General features: G+C 35.4%; 17 protein-coding genes. 10 read left to right on the forward strand and 7 right to left on the reverse strand.

The genetic code is table 11. From position 1 onward, the window contains the following. Window position 1 precedes the first annotated feature (1 nt). Window positions 2-1,567, reverse strand: a complete 1,566-nt coding sequence (nikA, locus tag J3U09_RS00430; RefSeq protein ID WP_267331901.1) for a nickel ABC transporter substrate-binding protein — start codon at window positions 1,565-1,567, stop codon at window positions 2-4. Between the two features lie 452 nt (window positions 1,568-2,019). Between nikA and rhlE the strand changes: the two genes are divergently transcribed. Next, complete coding sequence (gene rhlE / locus J3U09_RS00435) at window positions 2,020-3,306, forward strand: ATP-dependent RNA helicase RhlE (RefSeq protein WP_220226013.1); 1,287 nt, start codon at window positions 2,020-2,022, stop codon at window positions 3,304-3,306. A gap of 26 nt (window positions 3,307-3,332) precedes the next feature. After that, a complete protein-coding gene (locus tag J3U09_RS00440; protein ID WP_065562082.1) occupies window positions 3,333-3,674 on the forward strand; it encodes a YggL family protein in 342 nt (113 codons plus the stop codon). Window positions 3,675-3,735: 61 nt separating this feature from the next. Here J3U09_RS00440 and J3U09_RS00445 read toward each other — a convergent pair whose 3' ends face one another. Continuing rightward, window positions 3,736-5,328 carry an ABC-F family ATPase gene (locus J3U09_RS00445; protein ID WP_220226014.1) on the reverse strand — a complete coding sequence of 531 codons (1,593 nt, stop codon included), beginning with the start codon at window positions 5,326-5,328 and terminating at the stop codon, window positions 3,736-3,738. A gap of 260 nt (window positions 5,329-5,588) precedes the next feature. Between J3U09_RS00445 and J3U09_RS00450 the strand changes: the two genes are divergently transcribed. Beyond that, complete coding sequence (locus J3U09_RS00450) at window positions 5,589-6,446, forward strand: carboxylate/amino acid/amine transporter (RefSeq protein WP_065734082.1); 858 nt, start codon at window positions 5,589-5,591, stop codon at window positions 6,444-6,446. A gap of 5 nt (window positions 6,447-6,451) precedes the next feature. Here the strand turns inward: J3U09_RS00450 and J3U09_RS00455 are convergent, their stop codons facing one another. Continuing rightward, a complete protein-coding gene (locus tag J3U09_RS00455; RefSeq protein ID WP_065562079.1) occupies window positions 6,452-7,405 on the reverse strand; it encodes an AEC family transporter in 954 nt (317 codons plus the stop codon). 7 nt (window positions 7,406-7,412) lie between these two features. Beyond that, complete coding sequence (gene yaaA, locus J3U09_RS00460; protein WP_267356644.1) at window positions 7,413-8,180, reverse strand: peroxide stress protein YaaA; 768 nt, start codon at window positions 8,178-8,180, stop codon at window positions 7,413-7,415. 76 nt (window positions 8,181-8,256) lie between these two features. On the opposite strand from yaaA, the gene J3U09_RS00465 reads away from it, so the two are divergent. The 3 genes from J3U09_RS00465 (at window position 8,257) to J3U09_RS10925 (ending at window position 9,723) form a co-directional block, all read left to right on the forward strand. Further along, window positions 8,257-8,484, forward strand: a complete 228-nt coding sequence (locus J3U09_RS00465) for a YccJ family protein (protein ID WP_065562077.1) — start codon at window positions 8,257-8,259, stop codon at window positions 8,482-8,484. Between the two features lie 6 nt (window positions 8,485-8,490). Beyond that, window positions 8,491-9,408 (forward strand): ribonuclease Z, encoded by a 918-nt coding sequence (rnz, locus tag J3U09_RS00470; RefSeq protein ID WP_267356646.1) that lies wholly within the window; start codon window positions 8,491-8,493, stop codon window positions 9,406-9,408. A 201-nt stretch (window positions 9,409-9,609) separates the two neighbouring features. Next, the gene (locus J3U09_RS10925) at window positions 9,610-9,723 is read left to right on the forward strand and encodes a winged helix-turn-helix transcriptional regulator (RefSeq protein WP_416380022.1); all 114 of its coding nucleotides are present in this window, start codon (window positions 9,610-9,612) and stop codon (window positions 9,721-9,723) included. Window positions 9,724-9,768: 45 nt separating this feature from the next. On the opposite strand, the gene argE is transcribed toward J3U09_RS10925, so the two are convergent. Continuing rightward, window positions 9,769-10,926: an acetylornithine deacetylase gene (gene argE, locus J3U09_RS00475; protein ID WP_267356648.1), complete on the reverse strand. Its 1,158-nt coding sequence runs from the start codon at window positions 10,924-10,926 to the stop codon at window positions 9,769-9,771. A 523-nt stretch (window positions 10,927-11,449) separates the two neighbouring features. Here argE and J3U09_RS00480 point away from each other — a divergent pair. Genes J3U09_RS00480 through J3U09_RS00490 form a run of 3 tightly spaced genes read left to right on the forward strand, consistent with a single transcriptional unit; the run spans window position 11,450 to window position 16,471 of the window. Beyond that, window positions 11,450-12,523, forward strand: coding sequence for an HlyD family secretion protein (locus tag J3U09_RS00480; protein WP_065562074.1), 1,074 nt, complete (start codon window positions 11,450-11,452; stop codon window positions 12,521-12,523). Window positions 12,524-12,536: 13 nt separating this feature from the next. Then, window positions 12,537-15,335, forward strand: a complete 2,799-nt coding sequence (gene rbbA / locus J3U09_RS00485; protein ID WP_267356650.1) for a ribosome-associated ATPase/putative transporter RbbA — start codon at window positions 12,537-12,539, stop codon at window positions 15,333-15,335. Window positions 15,336-15,340: 5 nt separating this feature from the next. Next, entirely contained in the window at window positions 15,341-16,471 is a 1,131-nt protein-coding gene (locus J3U09_RS00490; protein WP_065562073.1) for an ABC transporter permease, read from the forward strand. A 111-nt stretch (window positions 16,472-16,582) separates the two neighbouring features. Here J3U09_RS00490 and J3U09_RS00495 read toward each other — a convergent pair whose 3' ends face one another. Then, on the reverse strand, window positions 16,583-17,842 hold the full coding sequence (locus J3U09_RS00495; protein WP_267356652.1) for a Y-family DNA polymerase: 1,260 nt from the start codon (window positions 17,840-17,842) through the stop codon (window positions 16,583-16,585). Then, a complete protein-coding gene (locus J3U09_RS00500) occupies window positions 17,839-18,285 on the reverse strand; it encodes a LexA family protein (protein WP_220226022.1) in 447 nt (148 codons plus the stop codon). Before J3U09_RS00500 ends, J3U09_RS00495 begins: the two co-directional genes overlap by 4 nt. A gap of 366 nt (window positions 18,286-18,651) precedes the next feature. Between J3U09_RS00500 and J3U09_RS00505 the strand changes: the two genes are divergently transcribed. Next, window positions 18,652-20,982, forward strand: coding sequence for a TonB-dependent hemoglobin/transferrin/lactoferrin family receptor (locus J3U09_RS00505; RefSeq protein ID WP_267356654.1), 2,331 nt, complete (start codon window positions 18,652-18,654; stop codon window positions 20,980-20,982). Window positions 20,983-21,009: the final 27 nt, after the last annotated feature.

Below are 21,009 nucleotides of genomic sequence, written 5' to 3' on the forward strand. Positions count from 1 at the left end.
ACTAAAAATGCATTTTCTCAAATGGAATATCAAATTGAGAAGGCGCAAATTCAATTCCTTTTAAAGATTTAACAGCAATAGCCCGATTTCGTTCATAAGTTAATGGTATGTAAACCGCTTCATTATGTAATGTTTCAAGCACGTAACGGAAAAGATCTTGTCGCTCTTTTTCATCGGTTGAGATCAATGCTTTACTAATACTTGCATCGATTTGCGGTTTCTCTTTTAAGCCCTGTTGAGCCATATAGTCACCATAAACAGGTAGTTTCATACCGGATAAAAATGATTGTGGATCATATGGTGTACCCCATGAGATATCAAATACCATATCAAAATCCCCCGCTTTTTGGCGATCACGATAACCTTGCTCTTCTTCACCGTGAATATTAAGCTTTAATCCAACTTGCTCAAACTCATCTTGCATATATTGAGCAATTGTTTTTTGTGAAGCGGTGTTACTATCATAATAAAGTGTGATTTCAAAAGGTTTGCCATCTTTCTGACGATAATTTTGGCCTTTAACTTTTACCCAACCCGCTTTATCAAGTAGCGTTTCGGCTAATTTAGTGTCATATACATAAGGTTTTAACCCAATATTAGCATAAGGAATATTGGTTGCCATTAAAGTATCAGCAGGTGCTTCACTATTATTGAAAATACCTTCTGAAATATCTTTTTTACTAATGATATGTTCAATCGCTTGGCGGACATTAACATCACTTAGTTGGTCACGAGTCGTGTTCATTAATACAATTCGACTAGATACAGGTTTAGACATTAAAGTCTGAAACTTATCCATTGTTGAAAAACGTTCAAATGAATCTGCATCAACCATATTTTTACCATAGATGAGATCGATTTCACCTTTTTCGAGTGCCATTAGTCGGCTTTGGTTATCAGCAATAACTTTCATGGTCACTTTATTGAGTAATGGTTTAGTTCCCCAATAAGTTGGATTAGCGTTAAACACTGCATATTGATCTTTCTTATGATCACCTAATACATAAGGGCCGGTACCAATGTAAGATTTAACGCCATTTTTAGTTTCACCATCAATCATAGAATTAGGTGAAATAAAGCGCATCGGTCGGGTTACGGCAATTTCAATCATAAAAGGGTAATAGGGTTCGGAAAGGTTAACTTGTAGGGTATAATCATCTACTGCTTTGATTTCAGTAATTAAGCGAACCATTTCAAGCCAAGTGTGACGAACTTTGTTTGATAACACGGCATCCCAATTCAGTTTTGCACTGTGCGCATCAAATTTTGCGCCATCACTAAATGTCACGTCTTTTCTTAGTTTGAACGTGTAAGTTTTACCTTCGTTAGTAATAGTCCAGCTTTCTGCAAGCCAAGGTGAAAAAGTGCCATCTTCGTTATAATGAACCAATGATTCATACAACATATTTTGCGCCCACATTTCACCGGAATAGAGATGAGGGTTTAAGTCACGAATATCACGAAAATTAGCAAAAGTTATATCATCTTTAGCAAAACAGTTAATACTGACGCTAGCTAAAACTAATGCTAAAAGTAGATTTTTTATACGAGTGAAATTAAAAAACATATTTAGTCCATTAATTTATTGGGATTAGGAGCGAGATAGTAACATAAATGAGAATGATAATAAATATCACCTGCATGTTTTTTATAAAAAACATTTTAAAAATCATGGCATTTATTTTATCAAATTCTATTAATTGATTTAAATCTAATTAAGTTTAAATTTAAATAAAGTTAACTCGATTAGTTAAAAATATAGCTTAAAACTTTTTAAAAGTCTTTATGAATAAACAAAAAATATAATTAAGCATTTAATTACCATTGTTTGGCAGCCCCAAAATTGAGTTTAGATTGATCTATCTAATTTTAATAGAGAAGAAAAAGAGAAAATCATTGCCAATATAAATCGCTAAATGGTGTCTGTTCTATGCCTCGTTAAATATTCAAACATTTATTATTGAATTGCTTTATAATAGATTTGAATAATTTATTTCACGTTTATTTAGGAATCATTGCATGTCATTTGACTCTCTTGGCTTAGATGCCAAGATTTTAAAAGCTATTGAAGAACAAAACTATACCGATCCAACCCCCATTCAACAACAAGCTATTCCAGTAATTTTGTCAGGTAAAGATTTAATGGCGAGTGCTCAAACTGGTACAGGAAAAACAGCTGGGTTTGGTTTACCTATTTTACAAAAATTGCATGAAAAGCAATTTAATACAGAACCTAAAAGAGGAAAGCGTCCTTTATATGCGCTAATTTTGGCGCCCACTCGTGAATTAGCTGCACAAATAGGTGAAAATATTCGGGATTATAGCCGATATCTATCTATTCGTTCTTTGGTGGTGTTTGGTGGAGTAAGTATCAATCCTCAAATGATGAAACTTCGCGGTGGGGTGGATATCTTAATTGCAACACCGGGTCGGTTGTTAGATTTGGTTCATCAAAATGCGGTGGATCTCTCTACAGTAAAAATATTAGTACTTGATGAAGCGGATCGCATGTTAGACATGGGCTTTATTCACGATATTCGTCGAGTGATCGCTAAATTACCTAAAAAGCGACAAAACTTACTTTTTTCAGCGACATTCTCTGATGAAATAAAATCATTAGCTAATACAATTTTAAATTCACCCGAATCGATCGCTGTAGCCAAAACCAATAGTGCATCTGAGCAAATTACTCAATATATCCACCGAGTTGATAAACGCCGTAAACGTGAACTTCTTTCTTATTTAATTGGTAAAAACCAATGGCAACAGGTATTAGTTTTTACGCGAACGAAATACGGCGCTAATCATCTTGCCGAACAGCTTACTAAAGATGGTATTAAAGCCTCGGCAATTCATGGTAACAAAAGCCAAGGAGCAAGAACTAAAGCTTTGGCTGATTTTAAGTCAGGACAAATACGCGCCCTCGTTGCTACCGATATCGCTGCCAGAGGTTTAGATATTGAGCTATTACCTCATGTTGTCAATTATGAATTACCACAAGTGGCAGAAGATTATGTGCATCGTATAGGTCGAACAGGACGGGCACAAAATCAGGGGCAGGCAATATCATTAGTTTGTATTGATGAGCTTGCTCAATTAAAATCAATTGAGAAATTGATTAAAAAAACGATTCCAGAAATTTTTACTCAAGGATTTGAAGTCGATCCTCGAATTAAAGCGGAGCCAGCAAAAAAAGCCAAGCCTGCTCCAGCAAAAAGAAGACGTGTTGATAAAACTCGAACTTCTAAAAATAACCAGAATAGTATGAAGCAATCTAGCCATCATACATATTCTAAAACTAACTAAATTTTCTAAAGTAGAAGGATATTATTATGGCTAAGGTTAATCGCAGTCGTCGTTTAAGAAAAAAATTACATATTGAAGAGTTTAAAGAGTTAGGTTTTACCGTAAGTTGGTCATTTGACGAAGGGACGAGTGAAGACACTATTGATAACGTTGTTGATCAATTCATCATTGAAGCAATACAAGCAAACGGTTTGGCTTACGAAGGTAGCGGGTATTTAAACTGGAAAGGTATCATTTGTACGCAAAAATTGGGTAATTGCACTGAAGAAAATCGTGACGTTGTCACTAAATGGCTTGAAAGCCATGGCTTAAAAAATGTCAAAACCAGCAATTTAATTGATATTTGGTGGGATGAATTAGAATTTTAATTTCTAAGTTGAATAAATACTAAAATAGCCACTAATGTGGCTATTTTTATGGATTTTAACGTTACTCAATTCCTTGGCTACGCAAATAATCCTCATAATTACCGGTATAATCAATGACTTTTTCCGGCGTGATTTCAACAATTCTTGTTGCAAGTGAGCTAACAAATTCACGATCGTGCGACACAAAAAATAGCGTTCCTTGATAAAGCTCTAATGCCATATTTAACGATTCAATTGATTCCATATCCAAATGGTTGGTTGGTTCATCCATGACAATAATGTTTGGACGTTGCATCATTAATTTACCAAATAACATACGTCCTTTTTCACCACCAGATAGGACTTTAACTTGCTTTTTAATGTCATCTTGTGAAAATAATAAGCGACCTAAAATGCTGCGCACTGCTTGTTCATCATCGGTTGGTTGTTTCCATTGACTCATCCAATCAAATACGGTTAGATCCTCGTCAAATTCGTATTCATGATCCTGTGCGTAATAGCCAATATTGGCATTTTCTGACCATTTAATATCACCTTGTTCTGGCACTAATTCGCCCATAAGGGTTTTTAGTAGGGTAGTTTTACCAATACCATTAGTCCCCAAAATAGCCACTTTTTCGCCAACTTCAACCATTAAATTGAGATTTTTAAATAGTGGTCCGTTATCAAATCCTTTAGTGAGATTTTCAACGACCAGAGCATTACGAAACAGTTTTTTATCCTGTTCAAAACGAATAAACGGATTTTGTCGGCTTGATGCTTTCACTTCTTCTAATTTGATTTTCTCGATTTGTCTTGCACGTGAGGTTGCTTGTTTGGATTTTGCCGCATTAGCACTAAAACGACTAACAAACGATTGTAGTTCACTAATTTGTGCTTTCTTTTTCGCATTATCCGCTAATAGCCGTTCTCTCGCTTGAGTAGAGGCGGTCATATAATCATCATAATTACCAGGATAGATACGTAATTCACCGTAATCCATATCAGCCATATGAGTACAGACCATATTAAGAAAATGACGATCGTGCGATATGATAATCATCGTGCTTTCACGTTCATTTAAGGTATCTTCTAACCAGCGTATCGTATCGATATCTAAGTTATTGGTCGGTTCATCGAGTAATAAAATATCTGGATTAGAAAATAGGGCTTGGGCTAATAATACTCGCAATTTCCAACCCGGAGCGATTTCACTCATTAATCCGTAATGTTGTTCAATTGGTATACCGACACCGAGTAGTAATTCACCCGCACGTGATTCAGCGCTGTAACCGTCCATTTCAGCATATTGGGTTTCTAAATCTGCAACCTTAAAACCGTCTTCCTCACTCATTTCAGGTAATGAATAGATACGGTCACGCTCTTGTTTAATTTGCCATAATTCGGTGTGCCCCATAATTACGGTATCAAGTACGCTATATTCTTCAAAAGCAAATTGATCTTGGCGAAGTTTACCTAATCGTTCATGTGGATCAAGTGAAACATTACCTGAGGTTGGCACAAGATCACCACCAATAATTTTCATAAACGTGGACTTACCACTACCATTTGCGCCGATTAATCCATAACGATTACCATTACCAAATTTTACTGAAATGTTTTCAAATAGTGGCTTACTGCCAAATTGCATTGTGATATTACTTGTTGTTAACACGGATAATTACTCTCGAATTGATTTGTGCAACTCGTACTTAAAGCGTTCCCTTAAGCTAAAAGTGAAGTGGCTAAACTGTGATTTGGCGCACATTATGCCATAATAAAGCGATTTTTAGCACTTTTGTTACTAAATTTATGTTTCAAAAACCCCGCTCCTCAACTTTTTTTGATTAGTAAACATATCATCCTTATTACTGTTTACATTAATAAGCCGAATTGATACTATGCCAAACTTTCTTTTATCAATAAGAATTTAATATGTATTATCTTATTTTTGTGACGATAGTTTGGTCGTTTTCATTTAGTTTTATTGCTGTTCATTTAAGTGGGCAAGTTGATACGTGGTTTGCAGTTGTAATGCGCGTCTTGCTGGCTTTTATAACCTTTATTCCTTTTTTACGCTTTAAAGGTATTTCTGTAAAACAGATGGTGTTGTTGATGGGCGTTGGTGCCTGTCAATTAGGTATTATGTACTTTTTTTATTACAACTCTTTCCAATATATTTCAGTGCCTGAAGTGTTATTATTTACTATTTCAACGCCAATTTATGTCACGCTAATTTATGATTTCTTGCAAGGACATCGACTCAGACTTGTTTACCTATTAACCGCTGTTATAGCTGTAATTGGCGCAGCCGTTATTCGTTACGATCATATTAGTCGAGATTTTATTATCGGTTTTCTCCTGATTCAGGGCGCTAATATAGTTTTTGCCTTGGGGCAGGTTGGATATAAACGTATTATGGAGCTTTATCCATTACCGCAACATCAAGCTTTTGCATGGGTCTATTTAGGCGCAATACTGGTGGCTAGTATTGGCTGGTTTTTATTTGGCAATCCCGAAAAACTACCCACTACCCAATTACAATGGGGGATAATTATTTGGCTTGGGGTTGTGGCTTCTGGGTTATGCTATTTTTTATGGAATTATGGCGCAACCAAAGTCGATTCGGGTACGCTTGCCATTATGAATAATTTGGTTATTCCAACTGGTATTTTAGTTAATGTTATTATTTGGCACCAATCGATTGATTGGGGCCGATTTGCGCTAGGTAGTGCAATTATTGTTTCTGCTTTGATCTTGCATCATAAATTCAAAAAGCTAGAGGCAAATTAATTTTTCTAAGCAAACTGTAACATTATTGATAGAATTAGCGGTGTTGTCACGGATGATAATGCCGTTGATATCAATAAACTTGAAGCAATAGGACCTTGTAATACCTCAAACTGTCTTGCCATCATATAACAATTTATCGCAATTGATACCGAACTTAGTAATACAATAACTTGCAGTTCTAAAAGTGGTAATCCGACTATTATCGCTAAAATATAGGTCACAATCGGTAAGATAAATAGTTTTAAAACACAAATGGCTATTGTGATCGGTAAATCATCGCGGATCTTATATTCAGCAAGCCCCATTCCTAAAACGATTAATGAGAGAGGCGCTGTCATATCGCTTACCATCTTCGTCGCTTGATTGATGAAGAAAGGTAGTGGAATGTGTACATAATTGACAACTATTCCTGCAAAAATACCAATAATAATCGGATTTTTTGCTACATTTTTAAATGCTTTTATAAATCCTTTAGTCGATAATTTTCCCATCTGGACAAATTCGATGGATACCGTGGCTAATGTCCATAAAATTAACGCATTAAAAATCACAATAATAGCAACAATCGGAATGGCTTTTTCGCCTAATAACATTTTGATAATTGGTATGCCCACAAACACAGTATTGGTATAAATTCCACCCATTGCAAACATGGTACTTTGCGAGCCATTGAGTTTGAAAAATTTAACCGCAATAAAACAGCCTAATGCAAACACAATAAATGAGCCACCAAAAAAGACCAACAAAAGATTGGCATCAATTTCAGAATGTTCTGAAAAATGGCTCATAATCTGAAATAACATAATTGGGAAGGCAATATAAAACGTAAATTTGGTAACACTATCGGTCACCGTTTTTTGCCAACGACCCGCTCTAACTGCTATGTAGCCTAATAAAATCAAAACGAACAGAGGCAATGTAGTTAAAAACTGTTGCCATAATGTGATTAGAAATTCCATGTTACTTTTATGCGTGATTTCGGGTGAAGTACCATTCTAATTCAGTTGAGCGTTTTGAATCAAATTGGTAGCCTTCTAAATTAAAACTTTTAATATCGTCACTGTTATTAATGCTATTTTTTATAATAAATCGACTCATTAAACCTCGTGCTTTTTTAGCATAAAAGCTGATCACTTTATAATCATTTTTACTTTTATCTAAAAAGATGGGTTGAATAACCTTAGCTTTGAGTTGTTTAATTGCTTTGAAATATTCATTAGAAGCTAAATTAATTAACGTTGGATTGGTTGATTTTATCAACTCGTGATTTAAACACTCTGTTAACTTATCACCCCAAAATTGATATAGATTAGTATTATTACCATTTTTAAGGCGAATACCCATTTCTAGACGATAGGGTTGAATTAAATCAAGTGGTCGTAACAAGCCATATAATCCTGATAAAATGCGTAAATGAGATTGTGCAAATTTTAGATCGGCATCATTAAAATCTTCTACATGCAAACCCTCATAAACATCACCTTTAAAAGCCAAAATAGCTTGCCTTGCATTATCAAAATTAAAGTCAGTATGCCAGTTCTGAAAACGTTCATAATTGGTAGTGGCAAGTTTTGGGCTGATCGACATTAATTTAGCCAAGTCATCACTGCTAAGTTTTTTACAAATATCAATAAGTTGTTTAGTTGATTCTAAAAATTTGGGTAAGCTATGTTGTTTGGTAATTAAAGGAGTTTGATAATCAAGCGTTTTGGATGGAGAAATAATTGTTAGCATAAAAAATACCACCTATTGTGTTTTGTACCAATTGGGTTTATTTTACATCTAATCTTAGCAAATAAGGAGAAGAAATATGAATAGTACTAAAAAAGAAATACATGAAATTCGATCTTGGGCCAGCATTCGTGAAACTTCTATTGAGATAGCTGAAGCTATTTTTGAATTAGCTAAAAATGATGAAAAACTCGCTGAGCAAATTTGGGAAGAAGGTAGCGATGAAGTCTTAAAACTCGCTTTTTCCAAAACTAAAGCAGACAAACTCTTCTGGGGTGAACAAACCATTGAGCGCAAAAACGTTTAATCTTTTATGAAATTAACTTTTTTAGGAACGAGTGCTGGGTCACCAACAGCTGAACGCAATGTTAGCAGTATTATGCTTGATCTCCGGCAGGAAAGAGGGCGTTTATGGCTTTTTGATTGCGGTGAAGCGACTCAAATGCAAATGCAAAAGGCCAAATTTAGTCTGGCTAAATTAGAGATGATTTTTTTGACACATTTACATGGTGATCATCTGTTTGGTTTACCTGGCGTGTTAACAACTCGTTCTTTGATGCAAAACCAATCGCCATTGACCTTAGTTGGTCCAAAAGGCATTAAGCAATTTATTCAAACTGTTATTGATATTAGTTATTCTTGGCTGACTTATCCTTTAAATATTATTGAACTTGAGCAAGATGGTTTGGTTTTTGAGGATAATAAGTTTCGCGTTGAAGCCAAATTATTAGCGCATCGTGTTCCGTGTTTTGGATATCGGATTATTGAAAAAGATCTGCCAGCGTCATTGGACATTGATAAGTTAAAAAAGGATAACATTCACATTGGTTCTTTTTATCGTGATTTAAAAGAAGGTCGAACCGTTACGTTAGAAGATGGTAGGATTATTCATGGTAAGGACTATCTAGAAACCATTAGAAAAGGTAAAAAAATTGCTATTTTAGGCGATACCATTCCTTGTCTGGCTTCAATTGATTTAGCTCAGGGTGTCGATTTGTTAATCCATGAAGCAACCCAAGAGCAAGCTCTTGAAGAAAAGGCGCTTGAGCGAGGACATTCCACAACTGTACACGCGGCAACTATTGCCAAACAAGCTGATGCTAGGCGCCTTATTATTACGCATATTAGTCCTCGCTATAGCTTGAATGACAAAACAAAATTAGTCAATGAGGCTAGGAATATTTTTGCGCCCACTGAAATCGCAACTGATTTTGCTACTTTTGAAGTATAGTAAAATGAGCCGATCTTGTCGGCTAGTTGATTTTGTATAAGTTAGCTTCCTTCGTAAAAAATAATTCATCTTAAAAAGCCTCAATTCTGTAAAAAATATTGAGGAGTCTATACCGTCTTATTTTTCTTTACAGTATAAAATTAATAAATCTTATTGGGAGGTTTTGGATGAAGTGGTATATAAGGGCATGAAATAATATCCATAAATTCCCCTAAAGTGGAATATGGGTTATTAGACCGAGGTAAATCTTTGGTACCGATTTTAGATATGCTTTGCCAATGGGGAAATAGCCATAAAGATGACAAATTATCCTAATTTAAAGTAACTTCATTCGCCGACGATGTCGGCGTTTTTATATGATTAAAGACAGAAATCTTTGATCAAATTTTCTATCGTTAATTTTGTTGGTTTTATAAAGTCCATTGAAATAAACTCGTCTGGTTGATGAGCTTGTTCAATAGAGCCAGGACCTAAAACTATGGTTGGCGCAATTTGATTTAAATAAGGCGCTTCAGTACTGTAATTGACAGTTTGTGCTTGATGACCCACTAAATTTTCAATGTGTTGCAATGCGGGGTGATCTTTTTTACATTCGTATCCTGGAATGGGTGATACTTCATATTCTACTGAAATACGATTAGGGTATTTATCCATAACGGGTTTTAATGTTTCACATAATGCGTTATAAATCGAGTCAACATCATTATCAGGTAATACTCTTATATCAATAATTAATTCACAACACCCGCATATTCGGTTTGCAGCATCACCGCCATGAATCACACCTAAATTCAGAGTTGGATAGGGGACACTAAAGCCTTCATTATGATATTGTTCTTTGAATTTTTGTTTAAGGATTAATAGACGTTCAATGACTAAATGCATAATTTCTATAGCATTAATACCTTTGTCTGGATCGCTTGAGTGACCTGATTTTCCTATCACCTTTATTGAATTAGAAATAAATCCTTTATGTGCTCGTATAGGAATTAGTGAAGTAGGCTCGCCAATTATGGTGCAATCAGGTTTTAATTGAGTTTGTTTGGCAAAAAATGATGCACCAGCCATTGAGGTTTCTTCATCTGCGGTAGCTAGTACATAAATTGGTTTGGTGAGTTTTTTTAGATCAATATCTCGCAAAGCATCTAGAATAAAAGCAAAAAATCCTTTCATATCAGCCGTGCCTAATCCGTAAAGCTTGTTATTATCTTCTGTTAACTTAAATGGATCTTTGCTCCATTGTCCATCATCAAAAGGAACGGTATCGGTATGGCCACTTAGTAGTAGGCCTCCTTGGCTTTTGTTTTCACTATTTGAATAAGTTGCCAGCATATTGAATTTATGACGTGTGTTAGGGACGGCTTGAACATCAACAGTAAATCCTAAATCCGCAAACCATGTCGCTAATTTGTCTATTAAAGGTTTATTGGAATAATCCAATTTTTCGTTGGTGACATTACTAATAGTTGGAGTGGATATCAATTCATTATAAATTGTCAAAAAAGAGGGGATTGCCATAAATTCACCTTATTAAATAATAACGTTTAGCTTTCATCATTCTTTGTTCAATGCGCTTTGCGTTAATACTAGAATGCAAAATACTAAGATTCAAAATACTAAAATTCAAAATGGTTTACATGATAGCTTATTTTATATCAGCATGAATTAAAAAATTAATTATTAATCACTTATAAAATAATAGAAAGTGAAGATTAAATTATTTTAGGTTGCCATATTAGTAAATGTACATCACTTTCCATTTAAAGTTGAGACCGATATTGATGCGTTATAAAAGAATTTATTAGTTGTGATAACACTTTTTTAGATCGAATTAGAGTGATTTATGGTGATGATTTTCTAATGCTAACTTTTCCCAATAGTAATTTACTGATTTTTAGCATTTACTGCGTTTACATTTAGAGTCGATTCTATTTGTAAAAAACATTTGCTATTATGCGTAAATTGAAAATAAATAGATTATAACGGTTAAATTTTTCGTTAATATTTATTATAAATTGTTACTTTAGAATAGGTGTTATTCATGAAACAAATAAATAAAAAATGGATTATTATCGCAGTTGTAGTTGTTGCTATTGGATTTATCTTATGGCAACAATTTAAGCCTGATGGATATGGTTCAGATTTTACTAGCGGTAATGGACGTATCGAAGCAACTGAAATCAATATCTCAGCCAAGTTAGCCGGTAGAATTGAAAAAATTAATGTTGATGAGGGTGATTTTGTTAAGGCGGGTCAACCTTTAGTTGTTATGCAAACAGATACATTACAAGCTCAGTTAAATGAAGCTCAAGCACAATATCGACAAGCCTTGAGTAATGAAGCAACATCTAGAGCTCAAGTTGCCTTAAAAATGAGTGACAAAGTGGCTGCTTTAGCTGGTGTTACTCAAAGAGAAAGTGATTTAGATATTGCCAATAAGCATTTAGAACGAACAAAAACCCTTTATCAAAAAGGGGCAATTTCAGTTCAACAATTTGATGATGATACCGCTAAAGTAAATAGTGCAAAAGCAGCATTAGACTCTGCTAAATCACAAGTTACCGCTGCCGATGCAGCCATTGAAGCTGCGCAAGCCGGAGTAGAAAGTGCTAAATCAGCTATAAACGTAGCGCAAGCAAATATTAATCAAATCCAAGCGGATATTGATGACAGTACATTAACTGCACCAGTTGATGGACGTATTCAATATCGCATTGCTCAACCCGGTGAAGTTTTACCTTCAGGCGGTAAAGTGTTAAATCTGGTTAATCTTTCAGATGTTTATTTAACTTTCTTTTTACCAGAAACAATTGCAGGTAAAGTCGGAATTGGTGACGAAGTAAGATTGGTTCTTGATGCTTTACCAAATAAAGCAATTTCAGCCAAAATTTCATTTGTCTCAAGCGTTGCGCAATTTACGCCTAAAACTGTTGAAACTAAAGATGAACGTCAAAAACTCATGTTTAGAGTGAAAGCACAATTAAGCCCAGAATTGTTAAAATGCTATATAACTCATGTTAAAACCGGCCTTCCTGGTGTGGCTTGGGTAAGACTAGATCCTAATACGGAGTGGCCTTCAGGTTTATCTGATGTTGCAAAATGCCAAACTAAATAATTGGAGATAGCATATGTCAGAGTCAAATAAAAAGGATTTGACGTTACTTGCTGAAGATAAGGCCATTGATGATGCTGTTGTAAATGTAAGTAATGTATCGTTACATTATAAAAAAACGTGTGCGCTTAATGATGTTAGTATTGCCATCCCGCCTAGATGTATGGTGGGACTAATTGGTCCTGATGGTGTTGGTAAATCTAGCTTATTATCATTAATAGCGGGCGCACATGTCATTCAAGAGGGATTAGTTTACGTTTTAGATGGTGACATGAAAGATAAATCCCATCGTAAAAACGTCTGTACCCGTATTGCTTATATGCCACAAGGATTAGGGAAAAACCTTTATCCTACACTTTCAGTGGAAGAAAATTTGCAATTTTTTGCTCGTTTATTTGGTAACGATGCTGCTGAAAGGCGACGTCGTATTGATGAATTAACTAAAAGCACTGGGTTGTATCCTTTTTTATCTAGACCCGCTGGTCGCCTTTCTGGAGGGATGAAACAAAAAGTCAGCTTATGTTCTGCCTTGATTCATGATCCTGATTTACTTATTCTTGATGAACCAACAACAGGGGTCGATCCTCTTTCTCGCGCGCAATTCTGGCAATTAATCAATAAAATTCGTGAACAACGACCACAAATGAGCGTGATTGTTGCAACAGCTTATATGGATGAAGCGCAAAACTTTGATTGGCTGGTTGCAATGTATGGCGGTAAAATTCTTGAAACAGGCTCGCCTCAAGCATTATTAGCCAAAACTTGTAAAGATAATTTAGATGATGCCTTTATTCAATTGATGCCAGAAGATGCTAGAGAAGGTTATGAATCGGTTGAAATTCCCCCATTAGATTTAAATAAAGATTTACAAGTGGCGATTGAAGCAAAAGATTTAACCAAGCAATTTGGTGATTTTGTTGCGGTTGATCATGTTAACTTTTCAATCAAACAAGGTGAAATATTTGGTTTTTTAGGATCTAATGGTTGCGGTAAATCCACAACGATGAAGATGTTAACAGGGTTATTACCAATATCCTCAGGTGAAGCTTGGTTATTTGGTAAACCGGTTGATGCAAGTGATATTAATGTTAGACGTCATTTAGGTTATATGTCTCAGGCTTTTTCGCTTTACAGTGAATTAACGGTTGAACAAAACTTAGTTTTACATGCCCGTCTATTTGGTATTGAAGAAAGCAAAATTCCAGCAAGAGTTGAGGAGTTAGTTAAGCGTTTTGGCTTGGAAAATGAATTAAAAAGTTTACCAGATAGTCTACCGTTAGGGGTTAAGCAAAGACTTTCTTTATCTGTTGCGGTGGTTCATAATCCTGAGATTCTTATCCTAGATGAACCGACTTCCGGGGTTGATCCCATTGCTCGGGATGACTTTTGGCGTTTAATTATCGAACTTTCCCGAAAAGATAAAGTTACGGTATTTATTACTACCCATTTTATGAATGAGGCGGCACGCTGTGATAGGATTTCACTCATGCATGCTGGTAAAGTATTAGCCAGTGATACTCCTGATAATATCATCCATTCCAAAAATGCTAAAACGCTGGAAGAAGCTTTTATTCGTTATTTAGTTGATGCTGGTGCAGATGATACCAATAGTGATGAAAAGGCAAGTGAAGAGCCTAAAACTTTAACCAATAAACAAGCTAATACAACGCAAGATGCTCACCTACAGGGATTTAGCTTAACTCGGATGATTGGGTGTATGTGGCGTGAAACTTTAGAGCTATCGCGCGATCCATTGCGAGCTTTGTTAGCACTTTTAGGTTCAGCTATCTTAATGTTGGTAATGGGCTATGGTATCACCATGGATGTAGAAGATTTAAATTTTGCGGTGTTAGATCGTGATCAAACTATTACCAGTCAAAATTATATTACCAATCTTTCTGGATCTAAGCGCTATTTTATCGAGAAACCGCCAATCCTTGATTATGATGATATGGATCATAGGATGAGAAGTAATGAGATAGCATTAGCTATTGAGATTCCACCAAATTTTGGTCGAGATATTCAACGTGGTGATCCGGTTAGTATTGGAATATGGATTGATGGTGCAATGCCTTTGCGTGCCGATACGATTAAAGGATATGTACAAGGAATGCATCTTGCTTGGTTAAGTGACAAAATTAAAATGACTACCGGAACAACATCGAGCTCATTGGCAAATATCGAAACTCGATATCGTTATAATCCCGATATCAAAAGTTTACAAGCTATGGTACCTGCGGTTATTCCTATTTTATTATTAATGATTCCATCGATGTTAGCTGCACTATCCGTAGTGCGTGAAAAAGAGATGGGGTCGATAATTAACTTATATGTTACGCCTGTTACCAAAACTGAATTTTTATTAGGTAAGCAGGTTCCATATATTGTGATTTCGATGCTTAGCTTTTTATTATTGCTGCTTATGGCGGTTACAATATTTGGCGTACCAATTAAAGGCAGCTTGTTGACTTTGTGTTTGGCTGGATTAGCTTATTGTATTATTGCAACAGGTTTTGGATTACTAGCTTCAACAGTAACACGCAGTCAAATTGCGGTTATCTTTTTAACCTGTGTTGGTACCATGTTACCAGCGATACAATTTTCTGGTTTGCTTAATCCGGTTGCATCTTTAGAAGGTAGTGGACGATATATTGGTGAGGTTTATCCAACAACCCATATGCTTATTATTGCTCGAGGAGTCTTTAATAAGGCATTAGGATTTTTTGATTTACATAACTCAATATTTGCCTTGCTGATCACCATACCGATTATACTTGGTGCAAGTATATTCCTCCTCAAGAAACAAGAAGGATAGATATTATGCAAAGTTTTATTAATATTTATCGCTTAGGCATTAAAGAGTTATGGGGATTGATTCGTGATCCAATTATGTTGCTGTTAATTGCCTACTGTTTTACGCTTGATATCTATACTGCAGCAACAGCAACTTCAGACTCGCTTCATCATGCGTCGATTGCGGTAGTTGATGAAGATGATTCGCCATTATCCAGACAAATTATTGCGGCGTTTTATCCACCCATGTTTAACCAACCGGTAAAACTAAACTCTATGGATGAAGTTGATCGAGGTATGGATACCGATAGTTATACTTTTGCATTGAATATTCCGCCTAACTTTCAACGCGATGTGTTAAATAATCAAAGTCCAGAAATTCAACTTAATATTGATGCAACACGAATGGGGCAGGCTTTTGTTGGGAATGGTTATATTACCCAAATTGTGACCAACGAAATAACAAAATATTTCAATCAAATCGATAAACCCACTAGTTTGCCGGTGAATATTGAAGTTCATGCTGCATTTAATCCAAACTTGACCCGTTCTTGGTTTGGTTCCGTTATGGAAATCATCAATATTGTGACCACGTTGTCGATTATTTTAACTGGCGCAGCTTTAATGAAGGAGCGTGAACATGGTACTATCGATCACTTGCTTTCAATGCCAGTTACACCACTTCAAATCATGATATCAAAAGTTTGGTCGATGGGGCTTGTCGTGCTTGTTTCAACATGGGGGGCACTCTTAGTTGTTGTTCATGGTTGGCTAAATGTTCCAATTGAAGGCTCGATTACCTTGTTTTTAATTGGGGCAGCTCTACATTTATTCGTGACAACGTCACTTGGAATCTTTATGGCGACTGTTGCCAAATCAACAGCACAATTTGCCATGTTATTTATTTTAATTCTTCTACCTTTACAGATGCTTTCTGGTGGTAGTACACCACGTGAAAGTATGCCTGAAGTAGTCCAAAATATCATGTTGTTTGCACCAACAACGCATTTTGTTGAATTAGGGCAAGCAATTTTGTATCGAGGAGCTGGCTTTAGTGTTGTTTGGACATCTTATGCTTGGTTATTAGCTATTGGTAGTGTGTTCTTTCTTATTGCGCTTAAACGCTTTCGTAGTTCAATTGTTAATATGGGTTCTTAGAATAAACGTGCTGAACATAAGATTCAATCGGTTTTGTTCAGCACTTAAAAATATGGATATACTTGTTTGAAATGATCAAATATATCCATTGTTTAAATTATTATTAATTATCTATTTAGCAAAAGGTAACTCTTCCCAACGCGTTGTATACCGCTGGCTAAGCATATCTCGCTTGATTTGCCAAGCTGCGGTTTGTCTTATACCGCCTAAGTGAATAGTATTTTTTCCCATCTTTTGATTAATGTAATCCATTGTTTTCATTAGCTGTTCACTTTTTTGTGTTTCTGATATGTCAGGAATAAATAAATCGGATTGGCAATAATCATCTTTAGCTTTTAGATCAAGTAGCATCACACCTGATTTCATAAATAAAAAACCTTTTTTATAAATGGATTGTAATCCTTTTTGAGCGGCATGAATGATTAATCTCGAATCATCAGTTGTTGACAATAATGGAACAACAATTGATGGATTATATTGAGGTAATTCTGGCCGAAATCGATTAGTCTTTAAAAAGACCAGTACTGCACTAGCAACTGATTTTTGCTTTCTTAGTTTTTCTGCACCACGGCTTGCATGTACTCGAATTGCTTCTTGTATATCAAATAGATCACTCGTTAAATGACCAAAGCTACGCGATGTCATAATATTTTTTTTAGGTGTAGATAAATCATCTAATTCAATGCAGTTAATACCACGTAGTTCAAGTACTGTACGTTCAAGGACAACAGAAAATAACTGTCTAATTTGTTTCAAATTAGCTTGATGTAAGTCCCAAGCGGTATGAATATCTAATACTTTTAACCGTTGAGCAATTCGCCAACCAACGCCCCATATATCTTCAATTGAGAATTGCTTTAATATCGTCTTTATCGCCTCTTGATTAGTCGGTAAACAATAAACACCTTGATGAATTGGCTGTTTTTTGGCGATATGATTAGCTAATTTTGCTAACGTTCGAGTTGGTGCAATACCAATACTCACCGGGATACCTGTATCACGCTTTACTATTGTTTTTAAATTTTGACAATGAGTTAACACATTGTTAAATCCATTTAAATGGATGAATGCTTCATCGATAGAGTAAGGTTCAATATCTGCAGTATAATGACGAACGGTATCAAATACCCGCTGACTCATATCGCCATAAAGTTCATAATTAGAACTCAATAATTTAATTTTTTTTCTAATTTTGGGTTCAATTTTGTAGGCAGGCATTCCCATTGGTACTAAGGGTTTTAATTCATTAGAACGGGCGATTACGCAACCATCATTATTAGATAAGATACCAATAGGTTTTCCTTCTAATTTGAGATTAAAGACTCGTTCACATGATGCATAAAAATTATTACAATCAATTAGCCCAATCATGAATGTCCTCGCTTTCGTAGGGAGTGAATCGTATGTATTACGACTCCCCAAATATGGACTTCTTTCCCTGCTAGTGAAATAGGTGGATAAAGTCTATTGCCTGATACTAAATGATGTTCGCCATTAATAAAACTTAAACACTTACAAGTTAGTTCACCGTCAACAGCTGCGACAACAATATCATCTATTTTCGGTTCTAAAGATCGGTCAACAACAAGCAGATCACCACTGTAAATACCGTAATCAATCATTGAGTCACCAATCGCTTTAATATAATAAGTCGCACTAGGGTGCTTAACTAAATGGCTAGTTAAATCTAGTTTTGTTTCTAAATAATCATCAGCAGGTGAGGGAAATCCGGCTCTTACTGGCGTATCAACTAAAGGCAAATAAGTCGCAAGAGAGCTATTAGCTTGCCCAAGAACAACACAATATTTATTCAAGAAAACACTCCTAAAAAACAATAAAAAACGAATAGCGGAGATCTATTCGCATAAAAAAAAGATATATGTATAAATATACAGTATAAAATACTTAATTCAATAAAAACGAGTGTAAAAAATTAAAAATAGATTACTAAAAAAAGATAATCTGTTGTTTTACAAGTAAAGTTGCTAGCTAAACGACTTAGGTGCTTACTTTTCAATTTATCGAGAGATAAATTAAATTTAAATTTTGCTATTTATTTATACCCAAAAAAACTATACTTCCTAACCCTTATATGATAATGATTATCATTACTATTTATGTGGGTAATATTAATTTAATCGTGTTTATTTAATAACTATGCTTTTTAAAAGGAACTAGGTATGGGATATAAAAAAATAAGTATATTATTGCTTTGTATGAGTTTTTCTCTTCAAGCGGAACCTTCAAGTGGCGAGAATACTTCAGCAGAAGATGAACAAGAATCACAAATAAAAAGAAATAAAGATAACGTAAGTAGTGAAGATATTGATGATGTGATTACCGTTATAGCAAGATCACAAGATCAATTGAAAAAAATTAATAGTGTTATTGCCGGACGATCAACACTTACATCCGGTTTGATAGAACAAAAGCAAGCGGATAATGTAGCCGAATTACTCAATACATTACCAGGCGTGAGCGCCGCCGGTTCGGTTAGACCGGGTGGACAGACATTAAATATTTGGGGATTTGGTAAAGTAGAAGATGTAAAAATCATTGTTGATGGTGCGCAAAAAGGTTTCCAAAAATACCAACAAGGTTCGGTTTTTGTTGAGCCGGAATTACTTAAACGGGTTGAAGTGAATAAAGGCCCGCATGATGTCAAATTTGGTAATGGTGGCTTTGGGGGGGTAGTAACAATGGAAACTAAAGATGCGATTGATTTACTCGATCCTGATAAATATGTTGGCGCTTTGGTTAAATATAGTTTCCATTCAAATAATCATCAAAATATGGTAACAAGTGCTGTTTATGGTAGAACAAAAGATGATATGTTTGATGGGCTGTTTTACTACACTAACCGCGATAGTGGCAATTTTAAAAGACCGGATGGTTCTCGATTTGAATTCTCAGAAGATGATATGGACACTTATATGGGGAAATTGAATTTTAGACCCAATGAAGAGCATACGTTCACGATATCCGGTATCCGCTCAAAACGAGATTCATGGCAACCATGGGCAGCAAAATATGTTGAAAAGATGACGCCACCAACTGCTGCCCAAATTAAAAAATATGGATATAGAGCAGCTTGGCTACGAAAATTAGTCAAACGTGATCAAACAGATGAATCAGCGCAATTTAAATGGAACTATCAACCAACTTATAATCCATTAGTCGATTTTACCTTACGTGCCACATATTCAAAAACAAAGCAACACGATATGAGGCCGGCCAAATATAATCCGGTTGCTTCTTTAGGCACTATGGGCAATGAGAGTTGGGTCAGTTACACTGATAAAACTGTTGAGCTTGAAAATAACAGTATTTTTACTACAGGACCAATTGATAATCTTCTAAAAATTGGTGCGCAAGTGCATTTGCATGATCGTGATACCTTGATGTATTACAAGAATTACGAGAAAAAACCAAATTATAATCATGGTTATTTCCAACCTGCTTATATGCCTTCGGGAAAACAACAAACTTATAGTTTTTATCTACAAGATGAATTATCGATTAGCAATTTTGTCTTAACGCCAAGCCTTCGATATGATTATGTTCGTAATCATGGTAAGAAAAATTATGCATCAGCTTATAATGATCCCGATCCTCGTTATGGACACAATTATGCGCCTGTTACCTATACTGGTTGGACGCCAAGACTCGGTTCATATTGGCAAGCGACAGAAAATATCGGGTTTTTTGGTGATATCAGTTATGCATGGCAAGCGCCGACTGTTGATGAAACTTATGAGGTTCAATTCACCCCTAAAAATGGCGGTAGTGGTAAAATCTCTGCAACCAGTCGCAATTTAAAAAAAGAGCGTGATTTATCAATCCGATTGGGAAATATCCTCGATTTCAATAATCTAATGTTAAATGATGATAAATTACAAGTTCGAAGCACATTATTTAGACAGCGTGTTACTAACGAAATTTTTGTTACTCGTGGTTTTAATGGCTCCATTTGTGGCCCCGGTAGATTGTGCCCAGTTGGACAATCTAATTATCGAAATCTGCCCGGTAAGTTAGTGGTAAACGGATTTGAACTAGAAACTTTTTATGATAGTAAATATTGGTTTGCCAGTGCAACTTATTCCATTCAAAAAGGAGAGCGAGACACCGCGCCACAAGCTCCATGGATGCATAACAAAACTTATGTTGCGACAATTTCACCTCGTACAGCAACTTTAACTACCGGTTTTAAAATTCCTCAATGGAATTTAAGAGCAGGTTGGAATGCTCAATTTGTCAGAAAACAAGATCGAACAGGGTCAGAAGATAGAAATCATGATGGACTTGCTGATCTTGGCGCGTATGGTTTAGGTCGTTCATCAGGTTATTCATTACATAATTTATTTGCAACCTGGCAGCCAACATTTTTGCCAAAAGCTGAAGTTAAACTGGCCGTTGATAATATCTTTAACAAAGATTATCGACTATATTTAGGTGAAAATACTTATGGTTTAGCACGCAACTTTAAAGCAAGTTTTTCATATAAATTTTAATACTATCTAGCGTTAAGTTGATAAGTT

Origin of the sequence: Gilliamella sp. B2889, from assembly GCF_026536885.1 — a bacterium.
Taxonomy (GTDB): Bacteria; Pseudomonadota; Gammaproteobacteria; order Enterobacterales; family Orbaceae; genus Gilliamella; species Gilliamella apicola_E.

Bases quoted from the DNA above. Each gene is read 5' to 3' on its own strand.
- J3U09_RS00455 (WP_065562079.1), bottom strand. From the start codon at position 7,405: ATGGAATTTCTAATCACATTATGGCAACAGTTTTTAACTACATTGCCT.
- J3U09_RS00465 (WP_065562077.1), top strand. From the start codon at position 8,257: ATGAATAGTACTAAAAAAGAAATACATGAAATTCGATCTTGGGCCAGC.
- J3U09_RS00480 (WP_065562074.1), top strand. From the start codon at position 11,450: ATGAAACAAATAAATAAAAAATGGATTATTATCGCAGTTGTAGTTGTT.
- J3U09_RS00450 (WP_065734082.1), top strand. From the start codon at position 5,589: ATGTATTATCTTATTTTTGTGACGATAGTTTGGTCGTTTTCATTTAGT.
- nikA (WP_267331901.1), bottom strand. From the start codon at position 1,567: ATGTTTTTTAATTTCACTCGTATAAAAAATCTACTTTTAGCATTAGTT.
- J3U09_RS00440 (WP_065562082.1), top strand. From the start codon at position 3,333: ATGGCTAAGGTTAATCGCAGTCGTCGTTTAAGAAAAAAATTACATATT.
- rhlE (WP_220226013.1), top strand. From the start codon at position 2,020: ATGTCATTTGACTCTCTTGGCTTAGATGCCAAGATTTTAAAAGCTATT.
- J3U09_RS00490 (WP_065562073.1), top strand. From the start codon at position 15,341: ATGCAAAGTTTTATTAATATTTATCGCTTAGGCATTAAAGAGTTATGG.
- rbbA (WP_267356650.1), top strand. From the start codon at position 12,537: ATGTCAGAGTCAAATAAAAAGGATTTGACGTTACTTGCTGAAGATAAG.
- J3U09_RS00505 (WP_267356654.1), top strand. From the start codon at position 18,652: ATGGGATATAAAAAAATAAGTATATTATTGCTTTGTATGAGTTTTTCT.
- J3U09_RS00495 (WP_267356652.1), bottom strand. From the start codon at position 17,842: ATGATTGGGCTAATTGATTGTAATAATTTTTATGCATCATGTGAACGA.
- rnz (WP_267356646.1), top strand. From the start codon at position 8,491: ATGAAATTAACTTTTTTAGGAACGAGTGCTGGGTCACCAACAGCTGAA.
- argE (WP_267356648.1), bottom strand. From the start codon at position 10,926: ATGGCAATCCCCTCTTTTTTGACAATTTATAATGAATTGATATCCACT.
- yaaA (WP_267356644.1), bottom strand. From the start codon at position 8,180: ATGCTAACAATTATTTCTCCATCCAAAACGCTTGATTATCAAACTCCT.